This window comes from Streptomyces mexicanus, from assembly GCF_902506575.1.
Lineage (GTDB): Bacteria > Actinomycetota > Actinomycetes > Streptomycetales > Streptomycetaceae > Streptomyces > Streptomyces mexicanus.
The window spans coordinates 1,952,715-1,964,212 of record NZ_LR732544.1; the positions used below are offsets into that span (position 1 = coordinate 1,952,715).

Sequence of the window (11,498 nt, forward strand, 5' to 3'; positions counted from 1 at the left end):
CTCCCTTCCCTCCCCCCACCCGAGGAGCGATTCGTCGTGACCATCACCCAGCCCGACCTGAGCGTCTTCGAGACCCTGGAGTCCGAGGTGCGCAGCTACTGCCGCGGCTGGCCCACCGTCTTCGACCACGCGCGCGGCAGCCGCCTGTACGACGAGGACGGCCACGAGTACCTCGACTTCTTCGCCGGTGCCGGCTCGCTCAACTACGGCCACAACAACCCCGTCCTGAAACGGGCGTTGCTCGACTATCTGGAGCGCGACGGCATCACCCACGGCCTGGACATGTCCACCGTGGCCAAACGCACCTTCCTGCAGACCTTCCAGAACCTGGTGCTGCGCCCGCGGGACCTGCCGTACAAGGTGATGTTCCCGGGGCCGACCGGCACCAACGCCGTGGAGAGCGCGCTGAAACTGGCCCGCAAGGTGAAGGGGCGCGAGTCCATCGTGTCCTTCACCAACGCCTTCCACGGCATGTCGCTGGGCTCGCTCGCCGTCACCGGCAACGCCTTCAAGCGGGCCGGCGCCGGCATCCCGCTGGTGCACGGCACGCCCATGCCCTTCGACCACTACCTGGACGGCAAGGTCCCGGACTTCCTGTGGTTCGAGCGGCTCCTGGAGGACCAGGGCTCCGGCCTGAACAAGCCCGCCGCCGTCATCGTGGAGACGGTGCAGGGCGAGGGCGGCATCAACGTCGCCCGGCCCGAGTGGCTGCGCGCCCTGAAGGAGCTGTGCGAGCGGCAGGACATGCTGCTGATCGTCGACGACATCCAGATGGGCTGCGGCCGGACCGGCGCGTTCTTCTCCTTCGAGGAGGCCGGGATCGTGCCCGACATCGTCACCGTGTCGAAGTCCATCAGCGGCTACGGCCTGCCGATGTCGCTGTGCCTGTTCAAGCCCGAGCTGGACGTGTGGGAGCCGGGCGAGCACAACGGCACCTTCCGCGGCAACAACCCCGCGTTCGTCACCGCCACCGCCGCGCTGGAGGTGTACTGGACGGACGGCGCGGCGATGGAGAAGCAGACCCGCACCCGCGGCGAGCAGGTCGAGCAGTGGCTGATCTCCATCACCGAGGAGAACCTCGCCGACGTCAAGGAGTATCGCGGCCGCGGCCTGGTGTGGGGGCTGGAGTTCCACGACGCCTCCCGGGCCGGTCGGGTCGCGCGGCGCGCCTTCGACCACGGGCTGCTGGTCGAGACCTCCGGGCCCCAGAGCGAGGTCGTCAAGCTGCTGCCGGCGCTGACCACCACGCCGGAGGAACTGGACGAGGGCATGCGTGTCCTCGCCCGCGCGGTCCGCGAGACGGCCTGAGCCCCGCGAGGCCGCCTGAGCCGCACGGCCGCCCGAGCCCGGCGAGGGCGTCCCGTCACACCACCCCTGTCAAGCACGCGCACAAGGAGGCACGTACCACCGTGATCGTCCGTTCGTTCAAGGAGATCGAGGGCACCGACCGGCATGTGAAGGCCGCGTCGGGCACCTGGGAGAGCAAGCGGATCGTCCTCGCCAAGGAGAAGGTCGGCTTCTCCGTGCACGAGACGATCCTGTACGCGGGCACGGAGACCGACATGTGGTACGCCCACCACATCGAGGCCGTCGTCTGCACGAAGGGCGACGCGGAGCTGACCGACCGCGAGACCGGCAAGACGTACCGCATCACGCCCGGCACCATGTACCTCCTCGACGGCCACGAGCGGCACACGCTCAAGGTCAAGGAGGACTTCCACTGCATCTGCGTCTTCAACCCGCCCGTGACCGGGCGTGAGGACCACGACGAGAACGGCGTCTACCCGCTGCTCACCGAACCCGAGGAGGTGTGAACCGCATGACGACCACGACCACGACCACGGCCGTCACCGACCTGTACCCCACCCGCGGCACCACCGAAGTGACGGTGCCCCGGCAGGACCCGGTGGTCTGGGGAGCCCCGGACACCCCCGGTCCGATCAGCACGGCCGACCTGCAGGCGTACGAGCGCGACGGCTTCCTCGCCGTCGACCAGCTCATCGCCCCGGACGAGGTCGCCGTCTACCGGCGGGAACTGGACCGGCTGGTGAACGACCCGGCGGTCCGGGCCGACGAACGCTCCATCGTCGAGCCGAAGTCCGACGAGATCCGCTCGGTCTTCGAGGTGCACCGGATCAGCGAGGTGTTCGCGAACCTGGTGCGCGACGAGCGGGTCGTCGGCCGGGCGCGGCAGATCCTCGGCTCGGACGTGTACGTCCACCAGTCGCGGATCAACGTCAAGCCGGGCTTCGGCGCCAGCGGCTTCTACTGGCACTCCGACTTCGAGACCTGGCACGCCGAGGACGGCCTGCCGAACATGCGCACGGTGTCCGTCTCGATCGCGCTGACCGAGAACCACGACACCAACGGCGGCCTGATGATCATGCCGGGGTCGCACAAGACGTTCCTCGGCTGTGCAGGGGCCACGCCCAAGGACAACTACAAGAAGTCGCTGCAGATGCAGGACGCGGGCACACCGTCCGACGAGGCGCTGACGCGGCTGGCGAGCGAGTACGGCATCCGGCTGTTCACCGGCAAGCCGGGGTCGGCGACCTGGTTCGACTGCAACTGCATGCACGGCTCCGGCGACAACATCACGCCGTATCCGCGCAGCAACGTCTTCATCGTGTTCAACAGCGTGGAGAACACGGCGGTGGAGCCGTTCGCGGCACCGGTGCGCAGGCCGGAGTTCATCGGGGCGCGGGACTTCACTCCGGTGCGGTGAACCCGGCCGGGGGCGCTGAGCGTCCCTCGATGCTCGGGCAGGGGCCTGGTCGTGTGGGACGCCAGGCCCCTGCCCGGCCGTGTCAGCCGCCCAGCACGTCCAGCAGCCGGTCCACGTCCGCCTCCGTGTTGTACAGGTGGAAGGCGGCGCGCAGGTTGCCCGCGCGGGCGGAGACCTCGACACCGGCGGCGCTGAGCGCGCCCTGCCGGTCGCCGAGGCCGGGCACGGAGACGATCGGGGAGCCGGGCGAGGCGACGGCCTCGTGGCCCAGGGCAGCCAGGCCGGTGCGGAACCGGTCGGCCAGGGCCAGGTCGTGGGCGCGCACGGCGGCCACGCCGAGTTCCTCGATCAGCTCCAGCGAGCGGCGGCCGCCGGCGTAGGAGAACAGCGCGGGGCTCTCGTCCAACCGCCGCGCGGAGTGGGCGAGTTCGGCCACCGGACCGTAGCAGCTGTCCCAGGGCCGCTCCCCCGCCACCCAGCCGGCGAACAGCGGGCTGAGCCCGCCCAGGTCCTCCGGGACCACCAGGAAGGCCACGCCGCGCGGGCACAGCAGCCACTTGAAGGCGACGCCGGCGACGTAGTCGTGGGCGTCCGCGTCGAGGTCCAGCCAGCCGGCGGCCTGGGAGACGTCGACGTAGGTGCGTGCGCCGTGCTCGCGCGCGGCGGCGCGGATCGCGGGCAGGTCGGCGATGCGGCCGTCCGCCGACTGGGCGGCGCTCACCGCGACCAGCGCCGTGCCGGGCCGTACCGCGTCGGCGAGCTGCTCCAGGGGCGCGCTGCGCACCTTCAGGTCGCGACGGACGTGGAAGGGGTTCACCACGGAGCTGAAGTCGCCCTCGGCGGTGAGGACTTCGGCGCCCTCGGGCAGGGAGGCGGCGATCAGGCCGCTGTAGACGGCGACGGAGGCACCGGCGGCGACCCGGCGGTCGGGGACCCCGACCAGCCGGGCGAAGCAGGCGCGGGCCGCCTCGACGTCCGCGAACATGTCGGTGGGCTCACCGGCGGCCGCCGCCTCCACGGCGGTGCGCAGCGCGGTCACCGCGCGGGCCGGCAGCAGCCCGAGGGACGCGGTGTTGAGGTAGGTGTTCTTCGGGGCGAACTCGGCGCGTACCACGCTCTCGAAGGTCTCCATGGGACCACTGTGCGACCCCTGGAAGTAGAAGTCCATCACATAACGACGGGCGCTGGCCCAAAGGACTCCTTATAACAGCCTCCTGACGTGCGCGGACGTCGGCGCACGTCAGGGGTCCTCAGCTGCGGGGCACGGCGCACCCGTCCGGACCACATGCCTGCGCCCCGCCGCTCCGCTGTCCCTGGTCGATCAGGTGCAGGGGCGAATGGTCGGCCCACGCCCGGGTGAGGGCCTGGGTGAAGACCTCGGTGGGCTGGGCGCCGGAGACCCCGTACCTGCGGTCGAGGACGAAGAACGGCACGCCGGTGGCGCCGAGCCGCGCGGCCTCCTCCTCGTCGGCGCGGACGTCGTCGGCGTAGGCGGCCGGGTCCGCGAGCACCGCGCGGGCGGCCTCGGCGTCCAGGCCCGCCCCGGCGGCCAGGTCCACCAGGCGCTCGGGGCCCTCGGTGAAGACGGAGCGCTCCTCGGCGAAGTTCGCCCGGTACAGCGCGTCCAGCAGTTCGCTCTGGCGGCCGTGGGCCTTGGCGAAGTGCAGCAGCCGGTGCATGTCGAAGGTGTTGCCGTGGTCGCGGCCCCGGGTGCGGTACTCCAGCCCCTCGGCGGCGGCCTGCGCGCCGAGGTTGTCCTCACCGGCCTGCGCCTGCGCCTCGCTCATCCCGTACTTGCGGGAGAGCATGGCGAGCACGGGCTGGACGTCGTCCTTGGCCCGGTGCGGGTCCAGTTCGAAGGAGCGGTGCACCACCTCGATCCGGTCCCGGTGCGCGAAGCCCGCGAGCGCCTTGTCGAAACGCGCCTTTCCGACATAACACCAGGGACAGGCGATGTCCGACCAGATCTCGACGCGCATGCTCGTGGTTCTCTTCCGCTCGTACGGGCGCGGAGAGCGGACGCTCCCCGCCGAGCGGGCAACGTCCGGGCGAGGGGGTTCATTCCCTGGTGACGGAGTGGCGCAGGAGCGGGTGCCGACCGGCGTCGGGGTCCGGCAGCCCGCGCGGTGATCCTCCGGTTCCGGCGGCCGCGGCCGGTTCCCGGCGGCCGCGCGGGATGCGGTGCGGCCGCCGGGCCGGGCCGTGTGCCGTCAGACCTCCAGGCGGCCGTTGAAGCGGCGGGGCAGGCCGAGCGGGTTGTCGTCGCGCAGCTCGGGCGGGAGCAGGGCCTCGGGGGCGTTCTGGTACGCCACCGGCCGCATCCACCGCTCGATGGCGGTGCCGCCCACCGAGGTGGAGGTGGAGGTGTGCTGGGCGGGGGCGACCGCGACGCCGGTCGGCCAGCCGTTGACGAGGACGCGTCCGGCGAGCGGGGTCAGCGCGGCGAGGAGTTCGGGGCCGCGTCCCCGGCCGGCCGCCTCCTCGCTGGAGACGTGCACGGTGGCGGTGAGGTTGCCGGGCAGGCGGGAGAGCACCGCCATGGCCTCGCTCTCGTCGGCGTAGCGGGCCACCACCGTCACCGGCCCGAAGCACTCCTCCAGCAGCAGGGCGTGGTCGCCGCCCGCGCGGGTCAGCTTCTCGGCCGGGAGGGTGAGGAAGCCGGCGCTGACGGTGTGCTCGTCGCCCTCGCCGGGGGCGATGGGTGCCTCGACGTCGGGCAGTCCGGTGCGCTCGGCGATGCCGGCGAGGAAGTTGTCGCGCATGCGGTGGTCGCGCAGGACGCCCGCCGCGGTGCCGCCGACGGCGTCGGCGAGGGCCTTGACCAGGCCGTCGCCGGCCGCGCCGGCCGGCACGAGGACCAGGCCGGGCTTGACGCAGAACTGGCCCACGCCGAGCGTCATCGAGCCGGCCAGCCCGGTGCCGATGTCCTCCGCCCGCTCGGCGGCCGCGGCCTCGGTGACGAGCACGGGGTTGAGGGAGCCCAGCTCGCCGTGGAAGGGGATGGGCACCGGCCGGGCGGCCGCCGCGTCGAACAGGGCCCGGCCGCCGCGTACGGAGCCGGTGAACCCGGCCGCGGTGACCAGCGGGAGCTCGATCAGCTCGATGCCCGCCCGGAAGCCGTGGACCAGGCCGAGGACGCCGGCGGGGATGCCGTGCTCGGCGGCGGCCTCCCGCAGCACCGCGGCGACCTGCTCGGACAGGGCCGGGTGGTCGGGGTGGGCCTTGACGACGACCGGGCAGCCGGCGGCCAGCGCGCTGGCGGTGTCGCCGCCGGCGACGGGGAAGGCGAAGGGGAAGTTGGAGGCGGAGTAGACGGCGACCACGCCGAGCGGCACCTTGTAGCGGCGCAGGTCCGGGATCGGCGGGGTGGCGGTGTCGTCGGGGTGGTCGATGATCACGTCGAGGAAGGCGCCCTCGTCGACGATGCCCGCGAACGCCCGCAACTGGTAGCAGGTCCGGGCGAGTTCTCCGGTGAGCCGGGCCTGCCCGAGCGCGCTCTCGGCGTCGGCGGTCGCCACGAGCCGGTCGCCGGCCGCCTGCAGGCGGTCGGCGGCGGTGCGCAGGAAGGCCGCCCGGACGGTGCGGTCGGCGAGCGCGCCGCGGGCGTCGTGGGCGGCGCGGACGGCGGTGTCCACGTCCTGGGCCGTGGCCTCGACCGCAACCTGTTCCCGCTGCTTCCCGGTGCGGGGATCGACACTCCAGACTGGTGCTGCTGCCACCGCGGGTCCCTCCAGATGTCTTGCCGCTTCGCCGCCGTACGGGTGCGGCCCGTACGGGCGCCGTGTGTACGTCGGTGCGTGTGTGTCGGTACGTCGGCCGGTAGGTGCGTCATCCTCGGCGGCGTTCGATATACTGAACGCTGTCTCGGATGATGAATGTGTTCTGGAGACTATAACGTCAGCTTCTCGTCGAACGAAGGGGGCCAGGGCGATGCCGGCAGGTGAGACAGGCAGCGGAGCGCAGGTCAAGTCCGCGGTGCGGACCGTGGAATTGCTGGAGTACTTCGCCGGCCGGCCCGGGATGCACTCCCTCGCCGCGGTCCAGGAGGCCGTCGGCTACCCCAAGTCCAGCCTGTACATGCTGCTGCGCACGCTGGTGGAGCTGGGCTGGGTGGAGACCGACGCGACCGGCACCCGCTACGGCATCGGCGTACGGGCCCTGCTCGTCGGCACCTCCTACATCGACGGCGACGAGGTCGTCGCCGCGGCCCGGCCGACGCTGGACCGGCTCTCCGACGACACCACCGAGACCATCCACCTCGCGCGCCTGGACGGCACCAACGTCGTCTACCTGGCCACCCGCCAGTCGCAGCACTACCTGCGCCCCTTCACCCGCGTCGGCCGCCGGCTGCCCGCGCACTCCACGTCCCTGGGCAAGGCCATCCTCGCCACCTACAGCGACGAGCAGGTGCGCAAGATGCTCCCGGAGACGCTGCCCGCGCTGACCGAGAACACCCTCACCGACCGCGAGAAGCTCATCGCGGAACTGCACCAGATCCGTGAGCAGGGCTATGCCGTGGACCGCGAGGAGAACACCCTCGGCCTGCGCTGCTTCGGCGTGGCCATCCCCTACCGCACCCCGGCCCGTGACGCGATCAGCTGCTCGATCCCGGTGGCCCGTCTGACGCCCGCGCACGAGCAGCTGGTCAAGGACGCCCTCTTCGACGCCCGCGACCGCCTGACGCTCGCCACCCGGAGGCTGTGAGACATGGAAGTCGTGCTGCGTACGGTCCACGACAGCGACCTGCCGGTGTTCTTCCGGCAGATGAACGACCCCGAGGCGGTGTGGATGGCCGCGTTCGGCCCGGAGGATCCCGCCGACCGCGCCGCCTTCGACGCGCGCTGGGCGAGGATCCGGGCCTCCTCCGCCGTGCCGCGCACGATCCTGGCGGACGGTGACGTGGTCGGCAGCGCGGCCGTGTACGGCGAGCCGGGCGAGCGGGAGGTCACCTACTGGGTGGACCGCGCGTACTGGGGGCGGGGCATCGCCACCGCCGCACTGCGCGCGCTGCTGGCCGAGGTCACCGAGCGCCCGCTGTACGCGCGGGCGGCGGCGGACAACGCCGGCTCGCTGCGGGTGCTTCAGAAGTGCGGTTTCCGGCGGACCGCGGCGGCCCGCGGGTTCGCCCAGGCGCGCGGCGAGGAGATCGACGAGGTGGTGCTGTCCCTGCGGGACTGAGACCGGTCCGCCGCCGCGGCCACGTGCGAGGACTTCATGAACATCCGATGAGAAATCGGGCGGACGGGAACGATTCCCCCCTTGTCGTCCGTCATTCCGACCGCCATGAACAAGACGATCAGGCGGGCGTCCGTCTTCACCCTGCTGCTCGTGGTCGCTCTGCTCGTCCGGGCGACCTGGGTGCAGTTCTACGACAGCAAGGCTCTCGCGGACGACAAGGACAACCGGCGGCTGGCGATCGCCACCTACGCCCAGCCGCTGGGCAACATCGTCGTGGGCGGCCGTGCGATCACCGGCTCGGCCGAGACCGGCGGCGACCTGAAGTACAAGCGGACGTACACGGACGGCAAGCTGTACGCGGCGGTCACCGGCTACAGCTCGCAGGTCTACGGCGCCACCCAGCTGGAGGGCGTCTACCAGGACCTCCTGGACGGCGGCGACAGCCGGCTGAAGACCCCGCTGGACACCCTCACCGGCGCGCGCCCCCGGCCGGGCGATGTGATCACGACGATCGACCCGGACGTGCAGAAGGCGGCGTACGCGGCGCTCGGCGACAAGAAGGGCGCGGCCGTCGCGATCGACCCGGCCACCGGGAAGATCCTCGCAGTGGTCTCCACGCCGTCCTACGACCCGAGCGTGCTCAGCGCCGGCGACAGCGGCGCCTGGAAGAAGCTCACCCAGGACCCCGACAAGCCCATGACCAACCGGGCGCTGCGCCGGCCGCTGCCGCCGGGCTCGACGTTCAAGCTGGTGGTGGCCGCCGCCGCGCTGGAGGACGGGCTGTACGCGTCGGTGGACGTCCCGACCGACAGCCCCGACCCGTACCGGCTGCCCGGCACCACCCGGGACCTGTCGAACGAGAACCCGGGCGCCCCGTGCGAGAACGCCACGATCCGCACCGCGCTGCAGTACTCCTGCAACAACGTCTTCGCGAAGATGGCCGTGGACCTCGGCCAGGACAAGGTGCGGGCGATGGCGGAGAGGTTCGGCTTCGACGACACCACCCAGGACGTGCCCGTACGGGCGTACCCGAGCGTGTACCCCACGGGCATGGACACAGCGCAGACCGCGCTGAGCGGCATCGGGCAGTTCGACGTCACCGCCACTCCCCTGCAGATGGCGATGGTCTCCGCGGCCATCGCCCACGGCGGCACCCTGGTCTCGCCCCACATGGTCTCGCGGACCACGGACGGCGACGGCAACACCGTGCAGGACTACGACGACGGCACCGCGAGCAAGCGGATCGTCAGCTCCCGCACCGCCGCCCAGCTGCAGTCGGCGATGCGCACGGTGGTCGAGCAGGGCACCGGCACCAACGCCCGGATCTCCGGGGTGACGGTGGGCGGCAAGACCGGCACCGCCCAGCACGGCGAGAACAACAGCCAGGTGCCCTACGCCTGGTTCACCGCGTACGGGACGTCCCGGGCGACCGGCGAGCAGGTCGCGGTCGCGGTGGTCGTGGAGCAGTCGGACGCGGCCCGCTCCGAGGTGAGCGGCAACGGCCTGGCCGCGCCGGTGGCCCGCGCCATGATGAAGGCCGCGCTCGACGCGTAGCGGGGCGCGCGGCCGCCGCCCGGCAGCGGGAGCCGAGCCGGGCGGCGGCCGGCCGTCGAGGGCGGCCGGTCAGCCGACGAAGTACGTCGGGTTCGGCAGCTTGTAGGTCCGGTCGGCGTACCCGCCGTCCAGGTCGGAGTACTGGTCGCCGAAGTCGGCGACGATGTCGTACCCGAGGTCCTCGATGTGCTTGCGGGTGCCCGCCTTGAACTGCACGGTGGTGCACTTCCAGGCGCCCGGCGCGGCACAGTCGCTCAGGTAGGACGGCGGGTTCGCCGTGTCCTTGAGGAACATGTGGGCGGCGTCGAGGTTCACGTCGGCGCCGACCTTCTTCAGGTTCGCGACGGCGGCCGAGCGCTGGGCCTCGCTCAGGCCGGAGTTGTAGAAGACCGTCACGCCCTTCTTCGCCGCGTAGCGCACCAGCTCGGGGCTGCCGAAGACGGCCGGGCGGTCGGCCCGGTCCACGTAGGCGGCCCAGGTGGCGCCGTTGTAGCCGTAGTTGTTCTTCTTCTCGTAGTCCAGGCTGAGCAGCAGCGTGTCGTCGATGTCGAAGACGACGGCGGGCTTCTTGCCGTGGTGGCCGCGTTCGGCCGTGCGGGCCACCTGGTCGATGTACCGCTCGGCGTCGGCGTCGATGCGCGCCAGGTCCTTGGCGTAGGGGCTGTCCGGGGCGGCCTGGTAGACGCCGTCGGCGTCGAGCGTGGTGCCGTAGTAGGTGTCGATGTCCTTGGTCAGCAGCCCGATGTTGTACGGCTCGCGGGTGGAGTTCGCGGTGGACTGCCCGGCGCCGGCGGCACCGGCGCCGTACAGGCCGGCACCGGCCACGGCACAGGCGGCGGCGAGCGCGGCGATCCGAAGTGGCTTCTTCATGACAGGTTTCTACGCGCGTCACCCCGGTCGGCGCGAGACCCGTTGCCCGATCGATACCTGACGTCACGTCATGCGAGCGGGGTCCGACGCGCCGTCATGCGGCCTCTCCCCGGCGTACCCTCCCGCGGCCGGTGCCCGGTGCGCCGTCAGGCACCGCTCACCGGACCCGCCACGGTGTCCAGTCGCCCAGGTACTCCTCACGGGTGGCCGTGCGGGCCTCGGCCCGCGTGAGCTGGGGCCGGTTTTCGGGGACGGTGACCGCCGCGCCCGGGCCCGTGTTGTGGTACTCGGCGAAACGCTGGTCCTGCCAGGGGTAGGCGTCGCGCATGTTCGTGTAGGGGGCCGCCGCGTCGATGCCCGGTCCCAGCCAGGTGTCCCGGACGGTGAGCATCGGGTGGGCGGTGGTGTCGGAGCTGGGCACCCAGGGGCGGGCCAGCTTGTAGAACCCGTCCGGTGCCTCGCTGGTGACGCGGCTGCGCGCGACCAGGTAGCCGCGCGGGTTGGCGCGGGCCGTGGAGGGCGCGAAGACGAAGCCGTAGGGGGCGGCCGTCAGGTCGGAGCGGTTCAGGGTGTGGAAGCGGCAGTCCTCGAACACCGCCGTGGCCCGGCCGAAGACGAAGTCGACGTCGCCCTCGACGTAGCACTGCGCGAAGTACTGGCGGGGGAAGGCGGACAGCGCCGTGGAGTCGGCGTACAGGGTGTCCTGGTGGCCGAGGAAGCGGCAGCGCGAGAACGCCGAGCGGTCGCCCAGCACCTTCAGCGCCACCGCCTGGGTGCCGGAGACGTCCGGATGGTCGGCGCGCAGCCAGTCGTTGGCGAAGGTGATCCGGTGCGCGGTGAAACCGTCGGCCTGGACGGACACCGTGGCCGAGCCGCTGGTGCCGTAGGTGCCCGAGCCGTCGGGCTTCCGCGTGCCGGCCGCGTTGTCGTACACGATCACCACGTCCCGGGGGTCCGCCGAGGCGCCGAGCCAGGTCATGTCCGTGCGGGAGGCGTCCACGGCGACCGTCTCCCGGTAGGTGCCGGGTGCCAGGACCAGGGTCCGACCGGTGCCGGTCGCCGCGTCCACCGCCGCCTGGACGGTGGTGAAGTCGCCGCGGCCGTGCGGGTCGACGTACAGCGTGAGCGGGGTGAGCCGGGCGCTCGGTGAGCCGTAGCGGCCGAAGGGGCT

At 72.2% G+C, this 11,498-nt stretch carries 11 protein-coding genes; 6 read left to right on the forward strand and 5 right to left on the reverse strand.

From position 1 onward, the window contains the following. Positions 1-36: 36 nt before the first annotated feature. The 3 genes from ectB to thpD all read left to right on the forward strand — a co-directional run bounded on the left by ectB (position 37) and on the right by thpD (position 2,725). Positions 37-1,308, forward strand: coding sequence for a diaminobutyrate--2-oxoglutarate transaminase (ectB, locus tag GV126_RS08770; RefSeq protein ID WP_159664213.1), 1,272 nt, complete (start codon positions 37-39; stop codon positions 1,306-1,308). Between the two features lie 101 nt (positions 1,309-1,409). Continuing rightward, positions 1,410-1,814 (forward strand): ectoine synthase, encoded by a 405-nt coding sequence (locus GV126_RS08775; protein ID WP_159664215.1) that lies wholly within the window; start codon positions 1,410-1,412, stop codon positions 1,812-1,814. Between the two features lie 5 nt (positions 1,815-1,819). Beyond that, positions 1,820-2,725, forward strand: a complete 906-nt coding sequence (gene thpD, locus GV126_RS08780; protein ID WP_159664217.1) for an ectoine hydroxylase — start codon at positions 1,820-1,822, stop codon at positions 2,723-2,725. Positions 2,726-2,807: 82 nt separating this feature from the next. On the opposite strand, the gene GV126_RS08785 is transcribed toward thpD, so the two are convergent. The 3 genes from GV126_RS08785 to GV126_RS08795 form a co-directional block, all read right to left on the reverse strand. Next, entirely contained in the window at positions 2,808-3,857 is a 1,050-nt protein-coding gene (locus GV126_RS08785; RefSeq protein ID WP_159664218.1) for an aminotransferase class V-fold PLP-dependent enzyme, read from the reverse strand. A gap of 118 nt (positions 3,858-3,975) precedes the next feature. Then, complete coding sequence (locus GV126_RS08790) at positions 3,976-4,704, reverse strand: DsbA family oxidoreductase (protein ID WP_159664220.1); 729 nt, start codon at positions 4,702-4,704, stop codon at positions 3,976-3,978. 231 nt (positions 4,705-4,935) lie between these two features. Continuing rightward, positions 4,936-6,444, reverse strand: coding sequence for an aldehyde dehydrogenase (NADP(+)) (locus tag GV126_RS08795; RefSeq protein ID WP_159664222.1), 1,509 nt, complete (start codon positions 6,442-6,444; stop codon positions 4,936-4,938). A gap of 211 nt (positions 6,445-6,655) precedes the next feature. Between GV126_RS08795 and GV126_RS08800 the strand changes: the two genes are divergently transcribed. The 3 genes from GV126_RS08800 to GV126_RS08810 all read left to right on the forward strand — a co-directional run bounded on the left by GV126_RS08800 (position 6,656) and on the right by GV126_RS08810 (position 9,457). Beyond that, complete coding sequence (locus GV126_RS08800) at positions 6,656-7,429, forward strand: IclR family transcriptional regulator (protein WP_028422699.1); 774 nt, start codon at positions 6,656-6,658, stop codon at positions 7,427-7,429. Positions 7,430-7,432: 3 nt separating this feature from the next. Beyond that, positions 7,433-7,903 (forward strand): GNAT family N-acetyltransferase, encoded by a 471-nt coding sequence (locus GV126_RS08805; RefSeq protein ID WP_159664224.1) that lies wholly within the window; start codon positions 7,433-7,435, stop codon positions 7,901-7,903. Positions 7,904-8,008: 105 nt separating this feature from the next. Then, positions 8,009-9,457, forward strand: coding sequence for a peptidoglycan D,D-transpeptidase FtsI family protein (locus GV126_RS08810; protein WP_159664226.1), 1,449 nt, complete (start codon positions 8,009-8,011; stop codon positions 9,455-9,457). A 69-nt stretch (positions 9,458-9,526) separates the two neighbouring features. Here the strand turns inward: GV126_RS08810 and GV126_RS08815 are convergent, their stop codons facing one another. Further along, positions 9,527-10,327, reverse strand: a complete 801-nt coding sequence (locus tag GV126_RS08815) for an HAD family acid phosphatase (protein WP_159664228.1) — start codon at positions 10,325-10,327, stop codon at positions 9,527-9,529. A gap of 157 nt (positions 10,328-10,484) precedes the next feature. Beyond that, positions 10,485-11,498 (reverse strand): pectinesterase family protein (locus tag GV126_RS08820; RefSeq protein ID WP_159664230.1); only part of this gene is annotated, 1,014 nt, incomplete at its 5' end.